Origin of the sequence: Pseudomonas sp. 2848, from assembly GCF_003253945.1 — a bacterium.
GTDB lineage: Bacteria > Pseudomonadota > Gammaproteobacteria > Pseudomonadales > Pseudomonadaceae > Aquipseudomonas.
In genome coordinates this window covers 290,117-309,725 of sequence record NZ_QKZD01000003.1, presented here as the reverse complement: position 1 = coordinate 309,725, position 19,609 = coordinate 290,117, and the positions used below count along the sequence as shown (strand labels likewise).

General features: G+C 63.9%; 20 protein-coding genes. 6 read left to right on the top strand and 14 right to left on the bottom strand.

Annotated features, from left to right (window positions below; genetic code table 11):
- The first annotated feature begins 110 nt into the window (after positions 1 to 110).
- Together DFS21_RS08575 and DFS21_RS08570 are read left to right on the top strand one after the other, a co-directional pair.
- A complete protein-coding gene (locus tag DFS21_RS08575; protein ID WP_110699752.1) occupies positions 111 to 1,310 on the top strand; it encodes a CaiB/BaiF CoA-transferase family protein in 1,200 nt (399 codons plus the stop codon).
- A 10-nt stretch (positions 1,311 to 1,320) separates the two neighbouring features.
- A complete protein-coding gene (locus tag DFS21_RS08570) occupies positions 1,321 to 2,199 on the top strand; it encodes a TIGR02285 family protein (RefSeq protein ID WP_110699754.1) in 879 nt (292 codons plus the stop codon).
- A gap of 183 nt (positions 2,200 to 2,382) precedes the next feature.
- On the opposite strand, the gene DFS21_RS08565 is transcribed toward DFS21_RS08570, so the two are convergent.
- The 6 genes from DFS21_RS08565 to xerD all read right to left on the bottom strand — a co-directional run bounded on the left by DFS21_RS08565 (position 2,383) and on the right by xerD (position 7,986).
- Positions 2,383 to 2,664, bottom strand: coding sequence for a DUF3509 domain-containing protein (locus DFS21_RS08565; RefSeq protein WP_110700079.1), 282 nt, complete (start codon positions 2,662 to 2,664; stop codon positions 2,383 to 2,385).
- A gap of 136 nt (positions 2,665 to 2,800) precedes the next feature.
- Positions 2,801 to 3,178: a response regulator gene (locus tag DFS21_RS08560; RefSeq protein WP_102685321.1), complete on the bottom strand. Its 378-nt coding sequence runs from the start codon at positions 3,176 to 3,178 to the stop codon at positions 2,801 to 2,803.
- Between the two features lie 156 nt (positions 3,179 to 3,334).
- Positions 3,335 to 4,744, bottom strand: coding sequence for a threonine synthase (gene thrC / locus DFS21_RS08555; protein WP_111532139.1), 1,410 nt, complete (start codon positions 4,742 to 4,744; stop codon positions 3,335 to 3,337).
- A 54-nt stretch (positions 4,745 to 4,798) separates the two neighbouring features.
- Complete coding sequence (locus tag DFS21_RS08550) at positions 4,799 to 6,103, bottom strand: homoserine dehydrogenase (protein WP_023630110.1); 1,305 nt, start codon at positions 6,101 to 6,103, stop codon at positions 4,799 to 4,801.
- An 82-nt stretch (positions 6,104 to 6,185) separates the two neighbouring features.
- Complete coding sequence (locus DFS21_RS08545; RefSeq protein ID WP_102685319.1) at positions 6,186 to 6,935, bottom strand: thioredoxin fold domain-containing protein; 750 nt, start codon at positions 6,933 to 6,935, stop codon at positions 6,186 to 6,188.
- Between the two features lie 154 nt (positions 6,936 to 7,089).
- Positions 7,090 to 7,986, bottom strand: a complete 897-nt coding sequence (gene xerD / locus DFS21_RS08540; protein WP_111532138.1) for a site-specific tyrosine recombinase XerD — start codon at positions 7,984 to 7,986, stop codon at positions 7,090 to 7,092.
- A gap of 68 nt (positions 7,987 to 8,054) precedes the next feature.
- Between xerD and DFS21_RS08535 the strand changes: the two genes are divergently transcribed.
- Positions 8,055 to 9,875, top strand: a complete 1,821-nt coding sequence (locus tag DFS21_RS08535; RefSeq protein WP_111532137.1) for a sodium:proton antiporter — start codon at positions 8,055 to 8,057, stop codon at positions 9,873 to 9,875.
- A 17-nt stretch (positions 9,876 to 9,892) separates the two neighbouring features.
- Here the strand turns inward: DFS21_RS08535 and DFS21_RS08530 are convergent, their stop codons facing one another.
- The 6 genes from DFS21_RS08530 to ffh form a co-directional block, all read right to left on the bottom strand.
- Positions 9,893 to 10,300: an acyl-CoA thioesterase gene (locus DFS21_RS08530; RefSeq protein ID WP_023629813.1), complete on the bottom strand. Its 408-nt coding sequence runs from the start codon at positions 10,298 to 10,300 to the stop codon at positions 9,893 to 9,895.
- A gap of 98 nt (positions 10,301 to 10,398) precedes the next feature.
- A complete protein-coding gene (rplS, locus tag DFS21_RS08525) occupies positions 10,399 to 10,749 on the bottom strand; it encodes a 50S ribosomal protein L19 (protein WP_023629812.1) in 351 nt (116 codons plus the stop codon).
- Positions 10,750 to 10,792: 43 nt separating this feature from the next.
- A complete protein-coding gene (gene trmD, locus DFS21_RS08520) occupies positions 10,793 to 11,545 on the bottom strand; it encodes a tRNA (guanosine(37)-N1)-methyltransferase TrmD (RefSeq protein ID WP_023629811.1) in 753 nt (250 codons plus the stop codon).
- 3 nt (positions 11,546 to 11,548) lie between these two features.
- A complete protein-coding gene (gene rimM, locus DFS21_RS08515) occupies positions 11,549 to 12,085 on the bottom strand; it encodes a ribosome maturation factor RimM (protein ID WP_111532136.1) in 537 nt (178 codons plus the stop codon).
- Positions 12,086 to 12,090: 5 nt separating this feature from the next.
- Positions 12,091 to 12,342 carry a 30S ribosomal protein S16 gene (gene rpsP, locus DFS21_RS08510; protein ID WP_011535318.1) on the bottom strand — a complete coding sequence of 84 codons (252 nt, stop codon included), beginning with the start codon at positions 12,340 to 12,342 and terminating at the stop codon, positions 12,091 to 12,093.
- Between the two features lie 233 nt (positions 12,343 to 12,575).
- The gene (ffh, locus tag DFS21_RS08505; RefSeq protein WP_023629809.1) at positions 12,576 to 13,952 is read right to left on the bottom strand and encodes a signal recognition particle protein; all 1,377 of its coding nucleotides are present in this window, start codon (positions 13,950 to 13,952) and stop codon (positions 12,576 to 12,578) included.
- Between the two features lie 262 nt (positions 13,953 to 14,214).
- Between ffh and DFS21_RS08500 the strand changes: the two genes are divergently transcribed.
- From DFS21_RS08500 to DFS21_RS08490, 3 genes are all read left to right on the top strand, one after another.
- Positions 14,215 to 15,024: an inner membrane protein YpjD gene (locus DFS21_RS08500; protein ID WP_110699772.1), complete on the top strand. Its 810-nt coding sequence runs from the start codon at positions 14,215 to 14,217 to the stop codon at positions 15,022 to 15,024.
- Between the two features lie 9 nt (positions 15,025 to 15,033).
- Positions 15,034 to 16,221: a transporter associated domain-containing protein gene (locus tag DFS21_RS08495; protein WP_110699776.1), complete on the top strand. Its 1,188-nt coding sequence runs from the start codon at positions 15,034 to 15,036 to the stop codon at positions 16,219 to 16,221.
- Between the two features lie 240 nt (positions 16,222 to 16,461).
- Positions 16,462 to 17,766, top strand: a complete 1,305-nt coding sequence (locus tag DFS21_RS08490) for an MFS transporter (protein ID WP_102682909.1) — start codon at positions 16,462 to 16,464, stop codon at positions 17,764 to 17,766.
- A 78-nt stretch (positions 17,767 to 17,844) separates the two neighbouring features.
- On the opposite strand, the gene purT is transcribed toward DFS21_RS08490, so the two are convergent.
- Positions 17,845 to 19,026, bottom strand: a complete 1,182-nt coding sequence (gene purT / locus DFS21_RS08485; RefSeq protein ID WP_110699778.1) for a formate-dependent phosphoribosylglycinamide formyltransferase — start codon at positions 19,024 to 19,026, stop codon at positions 17,845 to 17,847.
- A gap of 74 nt (positions 19,027 to 19,100) precedes the next feature.
- Complete coding sequence (locus tag DFS21_RS08480) at positions 19,101 to 19,568, bottom strand: VUT family protein (protein WP_023629807.1); 468 nt, start codon at positions 19,566 to 19,568, stop codon at positions 19,101 to 19,103.
- Positions 19,569 to 19,609 lie beyond the last annotated feature (41 nt).

Sequence of the window (19,609 nt, the reverse complement as noted above, 5' to 3'; positions counted from 1 at the left end):
ACAGTCTAACTGATCCCGGGCGCCAGCGCCGGATCAGACAACGCCGATATACCTGCCGCCGCCGAGCTGTGATACAACCTGCGCTCACGCCCAGCCGCCACGGATGCCCCATGACAATGCCCAGCAAACCTCTCGCCGGCCTGAAAGTCATCGAGCTCGGCACCTTGATCGCCGGCCCGTTCGCCTCGCGGATCTGCGCCGAATTCGGTGCAGAGGTAATCAAGGTCGAGTCACCCGATGGCGGCGACCCGCTGCGCAAATGGCGCAAGCTGTACGAGGGCACGTCACTGTGGTGGTTCGTCCAGGCGCGCAACAAGCAATCACTGACCCTCAACCTCAAGCATCCTGAAGGCCGCGAAGTGCTCAAGCGCCTGCTGGCCGAGGCCGACATCCTGATCGAGAACTTCCGCCCCGGCGTGCTGGAGAAACTCGGCTTGGGCTGGGATGTGCTGCACGCCCTCAACCCGCGCCTGGTCATGGTGCGCCTGTCGGGCTTCGGCCAGACCGGCCCGATGAAGGACCAACCGGGCTTCGGCGCGGTTGGCGAATCCATGGGCGGGTTGCGCTACATCACCGGCTTCGAGGATCGCCCACCGGTGCGCACGGGGATTTCCATCGGCGACTCCATTGCCGCCCTGTGGGGCGTAATCGGCGCGCTGATGGCCTTGCGTCATCGCGAAGTCAACGGTGGCGACGGCCAAGTCGTGGATGTGGCGCTGTACGAAGCCATCTTCGCCATGATGGAAAGCATGGTGCCGGAATTCGATGTGTTCGGCTTTATCCGCGAGCGCACCGGCAACATCATGCCGGGTATCACCCCTTCCTGCATCCATACCACCGCCGATGGCCGGCACGTACAGATCGGCGCCAATGGCGATGCGATCTTCAAGCGCTTCATGCAGGCCATCGGCCGCGACGACCTGGCCAACGATGCCGCCCTGGCCACCAACGATGGCCGCGATGCCCGCCGCGACGAGCTGTACGGCGTCATCGACCGCTGGGCCAACGGCCTGCCGCTGGACAAAGTGATGCAGGTGCTCAACGACGCCGAGGTACCGGCCAGCCGGATCTACTCCGCCGAGGACATGCTGGGCGACCCGCAATTCCTCGCCCGCGAGATGTTCCTCCAGGCCCGACTGCCGGACGGCAAGCCGTTCAAGATGCCGGGTATCGTGCCCAAGCTGTCCGACACCCCCGGCAGCGCCGAATGGGTCGGACCGGCCCTGGGTGAACATACGACGCCGCTACTGGCCAGCCTGGGCTACGACGCAGCCGCCATTGCCCGCCTGCGCGCGGCCGGTACGGTCTGATCCACGGCCCATGCGCATCCGCCACCTGCCCCTGCTGCTCTGCCTGGTATTCAGCGCGCTCGCGGCACAATCGGCCGAGGCCAGGGAGCGCCTGCTGTGGCTGGTCCGTGACCTGCCGCCGTTCACCATTTTCGAAGGGCCGGCCAAAGGCCAGGGCGTGATCGACCAATTGTTGCCCAAGCTGATCGCGCAGATGCCCAAGTACGACCACCAGATCGTCCGAGTCAATCGCGCCCGCGGCATCCAGATGCTCCAGGAGCACAGTTTCACTTGCGACCCGACCCTGCTGTGGACGCCCGAACGTGCCAGGTACGTGCATTTCTCCCAGCCATCGCTGGGCGTACTGAGCAGTGGCCTGGTGGTGCGCAAGCACGACCAGGCGCTGCTGGAGCCTTATCTGGACGGACAACAGGTGGATCTTCAGCGGCTGCTGACCCAGACCCGGCTCAAGCTCGGCATCGTCGCAGAGCGCAGCTACAGCATGCAGGTCGATGATGTCCTGAAGCAGTTGCCTGACAGCGCCTTCAGCCGCCACTACGGCAACGATGCCACCGCCAGCCTGCTGGAGATGCAACAATTGGGGCGCCTGCAACTGGTGCTCGGCTACTGGCCAGAGGTTCGCTACCTGATCCAGCAACAGAATGGCTCGCTGGACGATTACCGCTTCTATCCCATCCGTGGCGTCAACCGCTACCAGTTCCTCCATGTAGGCTGCTCGGACACCGCCTTGGGACGCGAGGCGATCGCCAATATCGACCAGCTGCTGCCGATGCTGCGCCGCGATACGTTGCCAGGCCTGTATGCCCGCTGGCTGGATCCGGAGCTGCAGGAAGATTATCTGGGCCAGGCCCGGCATTTTTTCGAGCAGGGCGAAGCGCCGGTGCGCTGAACTGACCCGTGCAGATCAGCAGTGGCACCTAACAGGGTGCAGGTGAATTCAAGGCAAAAGAAACCCCGGCCGCTGGGGAAGACGACCGGGGTCAAGCGAAAGTCCCTGGGACTTCCAGTGACAGCCTGGATGGCACCGGAGCAAAGCACCGTCAGGTTGCCCTTGCTGAGTCTGACGGGCCGGTCAGGCAAAGGTTCCCTGCATTTGCCTCTGATGCTGCAAGGCGGCGATCACACAGGGTTGCAGACGGCCTTCGGCAATCTGCAGGTCACGGTGCAGGCCATCGACCAGATCGACCAGCAATTGCTGTTCTATCAGCTCTCGCTCACAAACGGTACGCCGCAAAATCGGCAAACCGTGCTCATCGTGAACACTCAGGTGACGGCGGCCACGGTTATCGGTCGGTCCAAGCTCGGCGTGGTAAGGGGTCAGGGCATCGTTGAGCAGTCTGCAGATTCTTTCCATCCGGATCACTCGCTGGCTAAGGTAAGAAAACTGACCATCGGGGCCGGTGGAAAGTTCGCCAGGCCCGTCATCACGAGCATCCGCGATCAACATGACAGTTTCGATGCTCCGCCCCCCTTGCTTGCCGAAGGTCAGGCTACAGGCGCCCGAGCGCCTGCTCCAGGCCCACCATTGACATCGGCCAGGGCAGCTCAGCCAGGACATTCAAGCCCTGCTTGCGGGCCTCGAGCGCCAGGTCGATGCCCCCCGCGTCGCCATAGCCGACAAACAGCAACCCACCCGCGCAGGAAGCCTGCACCAGGTACTTGAACAGGCGCCGGGCATGACGGCTTGGCATCCCCTGGTCGAGCACCAGCACATCAACGGGTCGCTGCCCTTGTGTGATGTTGGCCGTGGCTGCCGGCACGTCATCGGTGAGCCGTACGTTGTACACACCCTGGGCATTGAAGGCCTGATGCAAGAGCATCTGATAGTAGGGCCGAGCCTGGTGGATAAGGACATTGAGCTGATGCATGAGCCTCCCACTGGAGTCGTGTGTTCTGTTGGTCAGAACGCCACTTTAGTAAGGGTATCCATCGAACTACATGGGAAAAATCTGAAATCCGCTGCCGTGCGTCTTGCGCCCACAAAAAAGCCCGTGCAAGACGGGCTTTTTTGTGAGTGGTGCCGCTTACAGCGGCTTGCCGCGGTTGCCATGCTGGCTGACGAAGGCCTGTACGGCCTTCAGGTCGTTGGCCAGCACCGTGCAGCGTTCCTCGCGGCTGAACAGATCGCTCAGGTGCGCCGGCAGCTCCAGGGCCTTGGCGACACCGGCCTTCTCCACCGCCTCGGGGAACTTGACCGGGTGCGCGGTCCCCAGCACCACCATCGGCGTATCCAGGCTGCGGCGGCACTCGCGGGCGGCCTTGACGCCGATCGCGGTGTGCGGGTCGAGGACTTCACCGGTGGCCTTGAACACCTCGGCGATGGTCTCGCAGGTCTGTTCATCGGTGACGGCCAGCGAATCGAACAGCTTGCGCGCTTCGGTCCAGCGATCCTGCTCGACGCTGAAGCCGCCGCCTTGCTTGAAGGTGTCCATCAGCTGGGCAACCGCGGCACCATTGCGACCGTGCAGGTCGAACAGCAGACGCTCGAAGTTGGACGAGACCATGATGTCCATCGACGGCGACAGGGTCGGGTGCAGGGCGTCCTTGACGTACTGGTTGCCGCTCATGAAACGGTGCAGGATGTCGTTGCGGTTGGTCGCCACCACCAGCTGGCTGATTGGCAGGCCCATGTTGCGCGCCAGGTAACCGGCGAAGATGTCGCCGAAGTTGCCGGTCGGCACCGAGAACGCCACCGAACGCGCCGGGCCGCCGAGCTGCAGCGCGGCGTGGAAGTAGTAGACGATCTGGGCCATGATCCGTGCCCAGTTGATCGAGTTGACCGCCACCAGACGTGTGCCCTTGAGGAAGGACTGATCGGCGAAGCTGGCCTTGACCATCTCCTGGCAGTCGTCGAAGTTGCCTTCGATGGCAATGTTGTGGATGTTGTCGCCAAGGATGGTGGTCATCTGCCGGCGCTGCACTTCCGACACGCGCTGGTGCGGGTGCAGGATGAAGATGTCGACGTTGTCGCAACGGCGGCAGCCTTCGATGGCGGCCGAGCCGGTGTCACCGCTGGTGGCACCGACGATCACCACGCGCTCGCCGCGCTTGACCAGCACGTGGTCGAGCAGGCGGCCGAGCAGTTGCAGGGCGAAGTCCTTGAAGGCCAGGGTCGGGCCGTGGAACAGCTCCATCACCCACTCGTTGCCGTTGAGCTGGCGCAGCGGGGCGACCGCAGCATGGGCGAAGTTGCCGTAGGTCTCTTCGAGAATCTTCTTGAAATCGGCGTCGGCGATGCTGCCTTCGACGAACGGGCGCATCACCCGGAAGGCCAGCTCGTGATACGGCAGGCCAGCCCAGGAGGCAATCTCTTCCTGGGTGAAGCGTGGCAGGTTCTCGGGAACGTACAGCCCGCCGTCGCTGGCCAGGCCAGCCAGCAGGACGTCTTCGAAGTTCAGGGCCGGAGCCTGGCCGCGGGTACTGATATAGCGCATGGATGCAAACCTTCGATGCTGGGCGCGGGCCGCCGTCACGGCCCGCCACCGGAATTAATTGAGCTGTTCGACGCGGATGCGCACGACCTTGCCGACCACGTCCTGGAGCGCTTCCAGGGCGACAATGGCGTCGTCGATGCGCTGCTCGACCACACGGTGGGTCAGCAGGATCATCGGCACCAGGCCATCCTGTTCCTCGGCTTCCTTCTGCATGATCGACTCGATGTTGATGCCGCGCTCCGAAAGGATGCTTGCGACCTGGGCCAGCACGCCCGGGTGGTCCTTGGCCTGGATACGCAGGTAGTAGGCGCTTTCGCAGGCTTCGATCGGCAGGATCGGATGGGCCGACAGCGCATCCGGCTGGAAGGCCAGGTGCGGTACACGGTTCTCCGGGTCGGAAGTCATGGCGCGAACCACGTCGACCAGGTCGGCGACCACAGACGAGGCAGTCGGCTCCATGCCGGCGCCGGCGCCGTAGTACAAGGTGGAACCGGCGGCGTCGCCATTGACCATCACCGCGTTCATCACGCCATTGACGTTGGCGATCAGGCGATCGTTCGGGATCAGCGTCGGGTGCACGCGCAGCTCGATGCCGTCAGCGGTGCGACGGGCCACGCCCAGGTGCTTGATGCGGTAGCCCAGGGCCTCGGCATAGTTCACGTCGGCGGTGGTCAGCTGGGTGATGCCTTCGGTGTAGGCCTTGTCGAACTGCAGCGGGATACCGAAGGCGATGGACGCCAGGATGGTCAGCTTGTGCGCGGCATCGATGCCTTCGACGTCGAAGGTCGGGTCGGCCTCGGCGTAGCCCAGCGCCTGGGCTTCGGCCAGCACATCGGGGAAGGCACGGCCCTTGTCGCGCATTTCGGTGAGGATGAAGTTGCCGGTACCGTTGATGATCCCGGCCAGCCAGTTGATGCGGTTGGCCGACAGGCCCTCGCGGATCGCCTTGATCACCGGGATGCCACCGGCCACGGCAGCTTCGAAGGCGACGATGACGCCCTTCTCGCGGGCCTTGGCGAAGATCTCGTTGCCGTGCACGGCGATCAGCGCCTTGTTGGCGGTGACCACGTGCTTGCCGTTTTCAATGGCCTTGAGCACCAGGTCGCGGGCGATGGTGTAGCCGCCGATCAGCTCGATGACGATATCGATCTCGGGGTTGCTCGCGACTTCGAACACATCAGCGGTAATGGGGGTACCGGTAATCTGGCAGTTCGGGTTCTGCGAGCGCATGGCAATCTGTGCCACTTCAATACCGCGCCCGGCACGGCGGGCGATCTCCTCGGCGTTGCGCTGAAGTACATTGAAGGTTCCGCCACCGACGGTCCCCAACCCACAGATGCCTACTTTGACCGGTTTCACTGTGAACTCCCCATAGAACGGCCGGCACCTGCGCCGACCGTGAAACATGCCGTCACCCCATGACGACGGCGTATTGAATTGGTTACTTGCTCTCGGCCAGGGCCAGCTTGGCCACTTGCGGTGCCGGCTGATAGCCCGGAATCACCTGGCCATTCTGTAGAACGATCGCCGGCGTGCCATTTACACCAATCGACTGGCCCAGCTGGAACTGCTTGCTGACCGGGTTGGCGCACTTGGCAGCCTTGATTTCCTTGCCATCGACCATCTTGTCCAGCGCCGCGCGACGGTCGCTGGAGCACCAGACGGCCTGCAACTGCTCGTCGCCCGGCGAACCCAGGCCCTGGCGCGGGAAGGCGACGTAACGCACTTCGATACCGCGGCGGTTGAGCTCCGGCACCTCGGCGTGCAGCTTGTGGCAGTACGGGCAGGTGGTGTCGGTGAACACGGTGATGTGCGACTTGGTCTCGCCCTTGGCCGGGTAGACCACCATCTCGCCGGCCGGAATACCGTTGATCAACTTGGCGATGCCCTGGCGCTCGGTCTTCTCGGTGAGGTTGACCGGCTTGCCGTCCTGGATCTGGAACAGGTAGCCCTGCATGACGAACTGGCCGTCGGCGCTGGCGTACAGCACGCGGCCGCCTTGCAGCTTGACCTCGTACAGGCCGTTGAGCGGACTGCTGGCAACGCTTTCGATCGGCACCTCCAACTGGAGGTTCTGCAACGATTTGCGGATCGCCTGCTCGGCACCGGCATTGCCATCGGTAGCCGCGGCAACGGCAAAGGTACTGGCCAGCGCCAAGGCGGCGGCGGCGAAAATCTGGGTCACGCGCATGGGGTACTCCTGAAGGCGGACGGGGCCGTGGGGACGTCGCCCAGCCCTGGCGGGCGGCGAACGGTCGGCCCTTGCAACAAACCGTCCAAGCCTACCACAACAGACTGGCGCAGTAGGGGTACTCAGGCACCAGTCGGCGGAACATGAACATCATTCATCCACGGGGGTGGTGTTCGGCATGCAGCTGTTGCAGGCGGGCCTTGGCCACATGGGTGTAGATCTGCGTGGTGGACAGGTCGCTGTGGCCCAGCAGCATCTGCACCACACGCAGGTCGGCGCCATGGTTGAGCAAGTGCGTGGCAAAGGCGTGGCGCAGGGTGTGCGGGGACAGCGGCTTGTCGATGCCGGCCACCCGCGCGTGGTGCTTGATGCGGTGCCAGAAGGTCTGGCGGGTCATCTGCTCGCCGCGCTGGCTGGGGAACAGCACGTCACTGGGGCGGCCGCCCAGCAACTCGGCGCGGCCATCGCGCAGGTAGCGCTCGATCCACACCACCGCTTCCTCGCCCATCGGCACCAGGCGCTCCTTGCTGCCCTTGCCCATGACCCGCAGCACGCCCTGGCGCAGGTTGACCTGGTCCAAGGTCAGGCTGACCAGTTCGGTCACTCGCAAACCGCAGGCATAGAGCACTTCGAGCATGGCGCGGTCGCGCTGGCCAATCGCCTCACCGCGATCCGGCGCCTGCAGCAAGGCTTCGACATCGGCCTCCGACAGCGACTTGGGCAGTGGCCGGCCCAGCTGCGGCATGTCCACCTGCAAGGTCGGATCGACGACGATCAACCGCTCGCGCAGCAAGTAACGGAAAAAGCCGCGCACCCCGGACAGGAAGCGCGCGGTGGAACGAGGCTTGTAGCCTTGGTCGAAGCGCCAGGCCAGGTGATCGAGGATCAGTTCGCGGCCGGCATCGGGCAACAGCACGTGCTTTTCCTGCAGCCAGCCGTTGAACAAGGCCAGGTCACTGCGGTAGGAAGCGCGGGTGTTGTCGGAAAGCCCCTTTTCCAGCCACAAGGCATCGAGGAACTGGTCGATCAGCGGGTGGTCCAGTGCAGGCATGAAAACTCGGTGGCAAACGACGAAATGACGCTTAGTCTTTCACAACATGGCATGCAGAGGGAGCCCGCATGAACGAACAGCAGATTCTTTTGAGTGTCGGCGGCGTCGGCGCGGCGGCCCTGCTCTGCCAATGGCTGGCCTGGCGCCTGAAACTGCCTGCGATCCTGTTCCTGCTGCTGTGCGGCATCCTCACCGGGCCGGTGCTGGGCTGGCTGCAACCGCAGGCATTGTTCGGCCCGTTGCTGATGCCACTGGTATCGCTGGCGGTGGCGCTGATCCTGTTCGAAGGCAGCCTCACCCTGCACCTGTCGCAATGGCGCGAGATCGGCAGCGTGGTGCATCGCCTGGTCACCGTCGGGGCGCTGAGCACCTGGCTGGTGATCGCCCTGGCCACCCACTGGCTGCTGGGCTTCGACTGGCCCCTGGCGATCCTGTTCGGCACCTTGACCCTGGTCACCGGCCCCACGGTGATCGTACCCATGCTGCGGGTGGTGCGGCCGAAGGCGACGATCGCCAATATCCTGCGCTGGGAAGGCATTGTCATCGACCCGATCGGCGCGCTGCTGGCGGTGGTGGTCTACAGCTTCATCATCGCCAGCGCCGCCGGTGAAGGCCTGAGCCACAGCCTGGCGACCTTCGCCGGGGTGATTTTCTGCGGCAGCGCGCTCGGCGTCGCCGGAGGCTGGCTGCTCGGGCAGATCATGCGTGAGCAATGGCTGCCGGAGTATCTGCACAACCTGGCGTCGCTGGCCGCGGTGCTGGGCATCTTCATCGCCGCCAACCAGATCGTCCACGAGTCGGGCCTGCTGGCGGTGACGGTCATGGGCATGTGGTTGGCCAACATGCCCGGCGTGGATGTGCGGCAGATCCTGCACTTCAAGGAGAACCTCAGCGTGCTGCTGATCTCCGGCCTGTTCATCCTTCTGGCGGCGCGGCTCGACCTGCAGGCCCTGCTCGCCTTGGGCCCAGCGGTACTGGCACTGTTGCTGGTGATCCAGTTGCTGGCCAGGCCGCTGAACGTGTTGCTGTCGACCCTGGGATCGCCGCTGAACTGGCGGGAACGCGCGCTGCTGGCCTGGATCGCGCCGCGGGGCATCGTCGCCGCGGCGGTTTCGGCCATCTTCGCCATTCGCCTGGACCAGGCCGGGCACGAAGGCGCGCTGCTGCTGGTGCCACTGACCTTTGCCGTGATCATCGGCACCGTGGTCCTGCAAAGCGCTACCGCAAGGCCCTTGGCACGCCTGCTAAAGGTGGCGGAACCAGCGCCGAGCGGGTTTCTCCTGGTCGGCGCCAACCCACCTGCGCGCGCCATCGCCAAGGCCCTGCAACAACTGGGCTGCCGGGTGCTGCTGACCGACTCGAGCTGGGAGAACATCCGCGCCGCTCGCATGGACAACCTGCCGACCTACTTCGGCAACCCTGCGTCGCAGCATGCCGACGCTCACCTCGATCTGGTCGGGCTGGGCCATCTGCTGGGGCTGTCACCGGCGGGCGAACTCAATGCCCTGGCCTGCGCGCGCTTTCGTCATGACTTCGGCCACGCCCGGCTTTTCGTGCTGGCCAGCGGCCTGGAGAAACAGCGCAGCGACAAACACCGGGCCAGCGAGGAGCATCGCGGGCAATTGCTCGGGTCGAGCGCGATGACCTATGGGCAGCTGGCCAAACTGCTGCATCAGGGTGCCGAGCTGTACAGCACCACGTTGACCGAGGCATTCAGCTGGGGCGACTACCAGCAGTTGCATGGCCCACGGGCGACGCTGCTGTTCGCCCGGGACGGGCAAGGCTGGGTACATGTGGCCAGCCCGGACAACCCGCTCAAGCCACAGCCGGGGTGGACACTGGTGGCGCTGGTGGAGCCGGAGCTGACCGAACAGCCTGTGACGCATTGAATATACGGGATCGGCAATCAGGCCAAAGGCAGCACCGGCACCGGGCGCTTGTCCTCGTCGATGGCAACGAAGCTGAACACGCCATGGATCGCCCGTTCGCGGCCATCGAGGTACATGTTCTCGACGAACACATCCACCTGCACCTGCAGGCTGGTGTTGCCGACCTTGATCACCGTCCCCACCAGCTCGACGATCGAACCTGCCGGGATCGGGTGCTTGAAGTCGATGCGGTCGGTGGACACGGTCACCAGCGGCAGCCGGCAGAAACGGGTGGCGGCGATGAACGAAACTTCGTCCATCCACGCCAGCGCCGTGCCACCGAACAGGGTGTTGTGGTGGTTGGTGGTGTTGGGGAACACCGCCTTGGTCACGCGGGTCACCGACAGTTCGGTGCGGCGCTGGATTTCCTGGTCTCGGGTTGTCATCTCGGAGTCACATCGCAAAGGCAAGATTCAAGACGCAAAAAAGCAGCCCGAAGGCTGCTTTTTCTCGCACGGGGCCTAGGCCACCGGACAAACTGCACTCAGGACAGTTTTTCCTTGATGCGAGCTGCTTTACCGGACAGGTCACGCAGGTAGTACAGCTTGGCTTTACGCACGTCACCACGACGTTTCACGGCCAGGCTGTCGATCTGCGGGCTGTAGGTCTGGAAGGTACGCTCTACGCCAACGCCGCTGGAGATCTTGCGCACGGTGAAGGCGCTGTTCAGACCGCGGTTACGCTTGGCGATAACGACGCCTTCGAACGCCTGCAGACGCGAGCGGTCGCCTTCCTTCACTTTGACCTGGACGACAATGGTGTCGCCTGGTGCGAAGGTCGGGATCTCTTTGCTCATCTGCTCGGCTTCGAGCTGCTGGATGATCTTGTTGGTCATGCTGTGCTCCTAAGATGGATAACGCGATCCACCATCGATACGTTTAACTATCGTCCCGCTCGCGGAGGTATTCCTCGAGCAGCTTCTTCTCTTCTCCAGAAAGCGAGCGACTTTCCAGAAGATCGGCGCGTCGTTCGAAGGTCCTACCAAGGGACTGCTTCATCCGCCATCGCCGGATATGTGCATGGTTGCCACTAAGCAACACGTCGGGTACACGCTGATCCGCATACACCTCGGGTCGGGTGTAGTGCGGGCAATCCAGCAGACCGTCGGTGAAAGAGTCTTCCTCCGCCGAGTCCACATGCCCTAAAGCTCCGGGCAGCAGCCGCGTAACCGCATCGATCAGTACCATGGCCGGCAGCTCGCCACCGGAAAGCACATAGTCGCCAATCGACCACTCCTCATCGACATGAGCCTCGATAAAGCGCTCGTCGATGCCTTCATAACGGCCGGCGATCAGGATCAACGATTCCTGTTCGGCCAAGCCTTTGACCGCCTGCTGGGTCAGCTTGCGGCCTTGTGGCGAAAGGTAGATCACCTTTGCCGCAGCTCCGGTCGCCTGCCTGGCGCTAACCAGGGCGTCTTCCAGAGGCTTGATCTTCATCACCATGCCCGGACCACCGCCAAACGGCCGATCATCCACGGTGTGGTGGCGATCTGTGGTGTAGTCCCGCGGGTTCCAGCAGGTCACTTGCAGCAACCCCTGTTTCACCGCACGGCTGGTAATGCCGTACTCCGTGATGGCCGAGAACATCTCGGGGAACAACGTGATGACTTCTACGCGAAGGCTACCCATCGTTTAGAAATCCGCATCCCATTCGACTCGCATCACACCGGCCTGCAGGTCGATTGCCAGCACGCATTGCTCCGTATAGGGCAACAGACGCTCGCGATCATCCAGGCTGCCTGTGCAAGGCTTGACCACCATTACATCGTTCGCACCGGTCTCCAACAGGTGATCGATCGTGCCGAACAGCTGTTCGTCCTGATTGATGACCTTCAGGCCTTCCAACTGGTACCAGTAGTACTCGTCGGTTGCCAGGTTGGGCAAAAGGCTCCGCGCAATGCAGATTTCGTAACCGCTCAGAAGACGGGCTTCGTCACGATCCTCGAGGCCTTTCAATTTCACGACCAAGCCCTTTTGGGAGCCACGACCGCTGACCAGCTCGACCTGCTTTACCTTGCCTTCGTGCCTAAGCGTCCAGCGCGGATAATCCAACAGGTTTTCAATCGGATCGGTAAAGGAATACACCTTCACCTCGCCGCGAACGCCGTGAACCGAAAAAATCTTGCCAATGACGATGAGGTCATCAGCCTTTTCTGGCGTCGCGTTCATACTGCTCAGGCTGCAGCCTTGGCAGCTTCCTTCAGCAGCTGAGCAACACGCTCAGACGGCTGTGCGCCCTGGCTCAGCCAGTAGGTGACGCGCTCTTGGTTGACCGACAGCTTGACTTCGGCGCCCGATGCGATCGGGTTGAAGAAGCCAACGCGCTCAACGAAACGGCCGTCACGGGCGTTACGCGAGTTGGTCACGGTCAGGTGGTAGAATGGGCGCTTTTTCGAGCCGCCACGGGCCAGACGAATGGTTACCATGTGAACATCGTTCCTATAGTCGGTGCTGCAAAACTGAATGCCCAATGGGCACACGGGTGCCCAAAAGGCCGCATATTCTCGGGGAATACACGGACATTTGCAAATGCCTTTTTCGGCGAGCGCTTGACCCACCGTTCAGATCTGCCGGTTAAGCCGCCATTTGGCGGCACTGTACCCGCCGAAGCGGGGGCTGGGCGGCGGTCTTCATATTAAAGACCGCCGCCCGGATTCGCTTACATCTTGGGCATGCCGCCACCCGGCAGCATCCCACCAAGGCCACGCATCATCTTGGCCATGCCGCCCTTGGCGGAGAATTTCTTCATCATCTTCTGCATCTGCTTGTGCTGCTTGATCAGCCGGCCAATGTCCTGCACCTGGGTGCCGGAACCGAGGGCGATGCGGCGCTTGCGCGAACCGCTGATCAGGTCAGGGTCGCGGCGTTCGGCAGGGGTCATGGAATTGATGATCGCTTCCATCTGCTTGAACTGTTTCTCGGCCGCGCCCTGGGCATTGCCCATCTGCGACAGGTTGACGCCACCGATGCTCGGCAGTTTGTCCATGAGGCCGCCAAGGCCGCCCATGTTCTTCATCTGTTGCAGTTGATCGCGGAAGTCTTCGAGGTCGAAGCCCTTGCCCTTCTTCAACTTCTTGGCCAGTTTGTCGGCCTTTTCCTTGTCGATGTTCTGCTCGGCCTGCTCGATCAGGCTGAGCACGTCACCCATACCGAGGATGCGCGAAGCGATCCGGTCGGGGTGGAACGGCTCGAGGGCTTCGGTCTTCTCGCCCATACCGATGAACTTGATCGGCTTGCCGGTAATGGCGCGCACCGACAGGGCGGCACCGCCACGGGCATCGCCGTCGACCTTGGTCAGCACCACGCCGGTCAGCGGCAGCGCATCGCCAAAGGCCTTGGCCGTGTTGGCGGCATCCTGGCCGGTCATGGCGTCGACCACGAACAGGGTTTCGATCGGCTTGACCGCGGCGTGCAGTGCCTTGATCTCGTCCATCATGTCGGCGTCGACGTGCAGGCGACCCGCGGTGTCGACGATCACCACGTCGATGAACTTGAGCTTGGCTTCGCGGATCGCCGCTTCGGCGATGGCCACCGGCTTCTGGCTGATGTCGGACGGGAAGAAGGTCACGCCGATATCATTGGCCAGCGTCTCGAGCTGCTTGATTGCCGCCGGACGGTAGACGTCGGCCGACACCACCATCACGCTCTTCTTCTTGCGCTCTTTCAGGTGACGCGCCAGCTTGCCGGCGGTGGTGGTCTTGCCCGCGCCCTGCAGGCCGGCCATCAGCACCACGGCCGGCGGGGCGGCGTTGAGGGTCAGCTCTTCGTTGGCCGCCCCCATGAGGCTTTCCAGCTCGGCCTGGACGATCTTCACGAACGCCTGGCCCGGGGTCAGGCTGCGCGACACTTCGGTGCCGACCGCACGCTCCTTGATGCTGTTGACGAAATCCTTGACCACCGGCAGGGCGACGTCGGCCTCGAGCAGGGCCATGCGCACTTCGCGCAGCGTGTCCTTGATGTTGTCTTCGGTCAGCTTGGCCTTGCCGGTGACATGGCGCAGCGTCTGTGACAGGCGGTCGGTCAGGTTTTCGAACATGGTGATCCTTTCAGGCCCAGTGAAGCCGAGGTTTTTCAGGCGCCCAGGTGGAAATGCACACGCGCTGGGCACAACAAGGCGGCGATTATAGCGGAGACTGCCTTGCGCGCACACCTTGCTCGGGACCACCGGCCAGATGCGCTGCCTATCCCTGGCCATGGCCCCGTGGTATCGGGCTTGCCCCGCGATTGATACGCAGTCTTCCTTGCCTACCGCGTTCTATGCCAAACTCCGTCCCTTTAGGGCTTGCACGCCAGGACTTATGTTCTCTTCACCCAGCCTCATCCCCAACCTGCTCGCCGCCTTCCTTTATCTGGCCGCGACCGTCTACCAGGCCACCGGCCTGGCCCGTGGCGCCCGTGCCGACAAACGGCTGCTTGGCCTGCTCGGCACCCTGGCGGTCATCGCCCAGGGCGGCGCCCTGTTCTTCCAGCTGATCACGCCCCTGGGCCTGAGCCTCGACTTCTTCAGCGCCGCCAGCCTGATCGCCGTGGCGGTGATCGGCTTGACCCTGCTCGCCTGCCTGAGCATTCCCGTGGAGAACCTGCTGGTGCTGCTGTTCCCGCTCGGTGCGGTGACCGCGCTGCTGGCCCAGTTCGCGCCCCCCGGCACGGTGCCGCTGATCAACGAAGAGCCAGGCATCCTCGCCCATATCCTGCTGTCGATCCTGGCCTACGGCCTGTTCACTATCGCCGTGTTCCAGGCCTTGCTGCTGTTGCTGCAGGACTACCAGCTCAAGCACAAGCACCCGTCCGGACTGATCCGCAACTTCCCGCCGCTGCAGACCATGGAAAGCCTGCTGTTCGGCTTCCTCTGGGCCGGCTGGGGGCTGCTGTCACTGTCGCTGATATCCGGCTGGCTGTTCCTCGACAACCTGTTCGCCCAGCATCTGGTGCACAAGACGCTGCTGGCCTGTGTCGCCTGGATCGTCTTCAGCGTGCTGCTGTGGGGCCGCACCCGCCTCGGCTGGCGCGGTCACAAGGCGATCCGCTGGACCCTGGCCGGTTTCTGCCTGCTGATGCTGGCCTACTTCGGCAGCAAGCTGGTCCGCGAATTCATCCTGCACATCTGACGGCCGCCCATGGACACTCTGCCGTACGCCCCGCTGCTCGGCATCATCGCACTGGCCCTGCTGTGGTCGGCGCTGTTCACCGCGGTAGACTGCGCCCGCCAGCAGCTCAATGGCCACGGCGCCCCCACCCTGCCCGCCCAGGGCCTGGTGCTCGGCGCCAGCCTCGGCAAGTTGCTGGTACTGGGCCTGGCCTGCCTGATTGGCCAGCGCTACAGCGGTGAACACGGCTTCTGGCTGGCCGGCCTTGGCGCCAGTTTCACCCTCCTGGTGCTCGCCGACTACCTGCCGCGCCGCCTGGCACGCCGCAACCCGCAAGCCTTCCTGGACCTGGGCGGCAACCTGCTGAAATTGCCGCTGACGTTGCTGCAGCCGCTGGGCTGCCTGCTCGACGGCTGCGCCAAAGTGATCCTGCGCCCGTTCCGCGTGCAACCCACTGCGGTGGCACTGCACCCGCAGCAGGGCGACGCATTCGACGAAGACGAACCTGCCGAGACCAGCCAGCACGGCCTGCTGGAGGGCCTGCAGGCGCTGGACAAGATCACCGTCAACGACATCCTGGTACCGCGCAACGAAGTAGACGGCATCAACCTCGACGATCCCATCGAGCAGATCATCGAGCAACTGATCATCAGCCGCCACACGCGCCTGCCGGTCTATCACAACGACATCAACCAGGTAGAAGCCGTCCTCAACACCAAGCTGATCAGCCACCTGCTGCCGCGGGCAGAGCTCACCCAGGAGAAGCTCCAGGCCGCCTGCTACGAGCCCTACTTCGTGCCCGAGAGCACACCGCTGCAGATGCAGTTGCTGAACTTCCACAAGCAGCAGCGGCGCATGGGCGTGGTGGTGGACGAGTATGGCGAAGTACTGGGTATCGTCACTTTGGAAGACATTCTCGAAGAGATCGTTGGCGAGTTCGAGGACGAGCAGAACCTGGACAACCCGCATGTCCACCCTCAGCCTGATGGCCGCTTCGTCATCGAAGGGACGGCTTCGCTGCGCGAGATCAACCGTACCCTGGGCTGGCACCTGCCCTGCGACGGCGGGCCGAAAACCCTGAACGGCCTGGTCACCGAAGCACTTGAAAGCATTCCAGAAAGCGCTGTATGCCTGAAAATTGGCAGATATCGGCTGGAAATCCTCGAAACCGAGGACAATTGCGCGAGCAAGGTACTGGTCTGGACGCTGGCTCGATAGCTATACTCGGGTCACGCTTACCCAGCCCTGCCGTCCCGCCCGCTACCCGCACCCGGCGTCCGACGGCCAGTCCGCCCCACTGACACGCCCCGCGGTCCTGCTCAGCACCCCGATCAGCCACCGCTCACCGCCTATCCCCTGGGCTATCGTCAGTCGGCGACCAACAACAATACGCTCCGGCTCCCGTGTGCCCGCCACATGGGCCGTGCCCCATGGAGCATGACTGTCAGGGAACTTCGCATGACTACCAGCACCACCTACGCCGAACCTGCCTCGGCGGCCCCGGTCAACTCGCCTGCCCGGGTGGCCACCGCCAGCTTCATCGGCACCGCCATCGAGTTCTACGATTTCTACGTCTACGCCACCGCCGCCGCGCTGGTGATCGGGCCGGTGTTCTTCCCGTCCGGTTCCGGTACCGCGCAAATGCTGGCGGCCTTCCTTACCTTCGGTATCGCCTTCCTCGCCCGGCCACTGGGATCGGCGCTGTTCGGCCACTTCGGCGACCGCATCGGGCGCAAGTCGACGCTGGTCGCCTCGCTGCTGCTGATGGGCGTCTCGACCACCCTGATCGGCGTGCTGCCCGGGTATGACAGCATCGGCGTATGGGCACCGATCATGCTCTGTGTGCTGCGCTTCGGCCAAGGCCTGGGGCTGGGCGGCGAATGGGGCGGCGCGGCATTGCTGGCCACTGAAAACGCCCCTGAGGGCAAACGCGCGTGGTTCGGCATGTTCCCGCAGTTGGGCCCGTCGATCGGCTTCCTCGCCGCCAACGGCCTGTTCCTCACCCTGGCCCTGGTGCTCAGCGACGAGCAGTTCCGCGAATGGGGCTGGCGCATTCCGTTCCTGCTCAGCGCCGCACTGGTGCTGGTCGGTCTCTACGTGCGCCTGAAACTCGAGGAAAGCCCGGTGTTCGCCAAGGCCGTGGCCCGCCAGGAGCGGGTCAAGATGCCTGTGCTCGAGCTGTTTTCCCAGTACTGGCTGCCGACCCTGCTGGGGGCTGCGGCGATGGTGGTGTGCTACGCGCTGTTCTACATCTCCACGGTGTTCTCGTTGAGCTATGGCGTGTCCACACTGGGCTACAGCCGTGAAACCTTCCTCGGCCTGCTGTGCTTCGCCGTGGTGTTCATGGCCCTGGCCACGCCCCTGTCGGCCTGGTTGAGCGACCGTCATGGGCGCAAGCCGGTGCTGATCGCCGGCGCGCTGCTGGCCATCGCCTCGGGCTTTGCCATGGAACCGCTGCTGACCTCGGGCTCGACCGCAGGCGTGGCGCTGTTCCTGGCCATCGAACTGTTCCTGATGGGTGTGACCTTTGCCCCGATGGGCGCGCTGCTGCCGGAGCTGTTCCCGACCCATGTGCGCTACACCGGCGCTTCGGCGGCCTACAACCTGGGCGGCATCGTCGGCGCCTCGGCGGCACCGTTCTTTGCCCAGAAGCTGGTGAGCATGGGGGGATTGAGCTGGGTGGGAGGCTATGTGTCGGCGGCGGCGCTGATCAGTCTGATTGCCGTGCTGTGCCTGAAAGAGACGCGCAATACCGAGCTTTGAATCAATCGCGGGGCGAGCCCGCTACCACGCCAGACTGATACTGGCGTGGTAGCGCGCTCGCCCCGCGATCGTTTCAGATCAGAACTCGACCTTGACCGCCTGCGAAGCCCGGGTCGCCTTGGCCCGCGCCGCCTCGACCGATTCGTCACGCGCCAGGCACACGCCCATGCGTCGAGTACCATTGATCTCCGGCTTGCCGAACAGGCGGATGGCGGTATCCGGCTCGCTCAGCGCCGCGCCCAGGTTGGCGAAGCTGGTCTGCTGCGACTGGCCTTCAGGCAGGATCACCGCCGACGCCGACGGGCCGAACTGGCGCACCACCGGGATGGGCAGGCCGAGGATGGCCCGCGCGTGCAGGGCGAACTGCGACAAGTCCTGGGAAATCAGGGTCACAAGGCCCGTGTCGTGCGGGCGTGGCGACACTTCGCTGAACCACACCTGGTCGCCCTTGACGAACAGCTCCACACCGAACAGGCCACGGCCGCCCAACGCGTCGGTGACCGCCTGGGCTACACGCTGCGACTCGGCCAACGCCTTCGGGCTCATGGCCTGGGGCTGCCAGGACTCCTGATAGTCGCCCTTTTCCTGTCGGTGGCCGACCGGCGCGAGGAAGGTCGTGCCACCGACATGGCGCACAGTGAGTAGGGTGATCTCGTATTCGAAGTCGATGAAGCCTTCGATGATCACCCGCCCCTTGCCGGCACGGCCGCCTTCCTGGGCATAGTCCCAGGCTTTCTGCAGGTCATCGGCGCCGCGCAGCAGGCTCTGGCCCTTGCCGGACGAGCTCATCACCGGCTTGACCACGCACGGGTAGCCCAGGTCGGCCACCGCCTTGCTGTAATCCTCGAAGGTGTCGGCGAAATGGTACGGCGAGGTCGGCAGGTCCAGCTCTTCGGCAGCCAGGCGACGAATGCCTTCGCGGTTCATGGTCAGCTGGGTGGCGCGGGCGGTGGGGACGACATTGAAACCTTCGTTTTCCAGCTCGACCAGCGTGGCGGTGGCAATGGCTTCGATCTCGGGGACGATGTAATGCGGCTTTTCCGCCTCGATCACTGCGCGCAGGGCCACGCCATCGAGCATGTTGATCACATGGCTGCGGTGCGCGACCTGCATCGCCGGCGCATTGGCGTAGCGGTCCACGGCGATCACTTCGACGCCCAGGCGCTGCAGCTCGATCACCACTTCCTTGCCCAGCTCGCCGCAGCCGCACAGCAATACACGGGTCGCGGTGGGCGACAGTGGGGTTCCGATACGGGTCATTTCAGGTCCTCGAAGGCGTCCGGGGCCGCGCCACGCTGGCTGCCGCCCGCTGAAAAATGGACCGGTATTCTACATCAGGATGTGGCCACCGCGCGCCGTGCCCGCCAGGCCATGATCAACCACACCGCGGTGACCCCGGCGAACTTCGAGGCCATCGCCGTGCCGATAACTGCAGGCGTCAAGGCACCGATCATGCCGAAGAAGATGAAGGTGTCCACCGGGATGCTCAGCGCCGAGCTCAGCCACAGGCGGTCGCGCAGGGGGCGCCGGGTAACGCTGAACACCAGCCAGTCGATCAGTTCGGAGACGAAGAACGCGGTCGCGCTGGCCAGGGCGATGGCAGGCTCGGAGGTGATATAGGACAGCACCAGCGCCACCAGCATGGCCAGCAACGCGCCATGGCCGTAGCGGGTCTGCACCATGTCGCGCAGGATGAACACCAACCCGCCCCAGGCGGACCAGATCACGTCCAGGTGCGGCGCACTGGAGAAGGCGAAGTTGATCAGCACCACGCTGCTGATGTAGGCGATGAGATAGAACATGATGGGTGTTCGGAATGGGCAAGCCGGACAGATTAGCGTCG

Bases quoted from the DNA above. Each gene is read 5' to 3' on its own strand.
- purT (WP_110699778.1), bottom strand. From the start codon at position 19,026: ATGACCCGTATCGGAACCCCACTGTCGCCCACCGCGACCCGTGTATTG.
- DFS21_RS08500 (WP_110699772.1), top strand. From the start codon at position 14,215: ATGTTCTCTTCACCCAGCCTCATCCCCAACCTGCTCGCCGCCTTCCTT.
- trmD (WP_023629811.1), bottom strand. From the start codon at position 11,545: ATGGGTAGCCTTCGCGTAGAAGTCATCACGTTGTTCCCCGAGATGTTC.
- xerD (WP_111532138.1), bottom strand. From the start codon at position 7,986: ATGCCTGCACTGGACCACCCGCTGATCGACCAGTTCCTCGATGCCTTG.
- rplS (WP_023629812.1), bottom strand. From the start codon at position 10,749: ATGACCAACAAGATCATCCAGCAGCTCGAAGCCGAGCAGATGAGCAAA.
- DFS21_RS08530 (WP_023629813.1), bottom strand. From the start codon at position 10,300: ATGACAACCCGAGACCAGGAAATCCAGCGCCGCACCGAACTGTCGGTG.
- DFS21_RS08560 (WP_102685321.1), bottom strand. From the start codon at position 3,178: ATGCATCAGCTCAATGTCCTTATCCACCAGGCTCGGCCCTACTATCAG.
- rimM (WP_111532136.1), bottom strand. From the start codon at position 12,085: ATGAACGCGACGCCAGAAAAGGCTGATGACCTCATCGTCATTGGCAAG.
- DFS21_RS08480 (WP_023629807.1), bottom strand. From the start codon at position 19,568: ATGTTCTATCTCATCGCCTACATCAGCAGCGTGGTGCTGATCAACTTC.
- DFS21_RS08575 (WP_110699752.1), top strand. From the start codon at position 111: ATGACAATGCCCAGCAAACCTCTCGCCGGCCTGAAAGTCATCGAGCTC.
- thrC (WP_111532139.1), bottom strand. From the start codon at position 4,744: ATGCGCTATATCAGTACCCGCGGCCAGGCTCCGGCCCTGAACTTCGAA.
- rpsP (WP_011535318.1), bottom strand. From the start codon at position 12,342: ATGGTAACCATTCGTCTGGCCCGTGGCGGCTCGAAAAAGCGCCCATTC.
- DFS21_RS08545 (WP_102685319.1), bottom strand. From the start codon at position 6,935: ATGCGCGTGACCCAGATTTTCGCCGCCGCCGCCTTGGCGCTGGCCAGT.
- DFS21_RS08490 (WP_102682909.1), top strand. From the start codon at position 16,462: ATGACTACCAGCACCACCTACGCCGAACCTGCCTCGGCGGCCCCGGTC.
- DFS21_RS08495 (WP_110699776.1), top strand. From the start codon at position 15,034: ATGGACACTCTGCCGTACGCCCCGCTGCTCGGCATCATCGCACTGGCC.
- ffh (WP_023629809.1), bottom strand. From the start codon at position 13,952: ATGTTCGAAAACCTGACCGACCGCCTGTCACAGACGCTGCGCCATGTC.
- DFS21_RS08570 (WP_110699754.1), top strand. From the start codon at position 1,321: ATGCGCATCCGCCACCTGCCCCTGCTGCTCTGCCTGGTATTCAGCGCG.
- DFS21_RS08535 (WP_111532137.1), top strand. From the start codon at position 8,055: ATGAACGAACAGCAGATTCTTTTGAGTGTCGGCGGCGTCGGCGCGGCG.
- DFS21_RS08565 (WP_110700079.1), bottom strand. From the start codon at position 2,664: ATGGAAAGAATCTGCAGACTGCTCAACGATGCCCTGACCCCTTACCAC.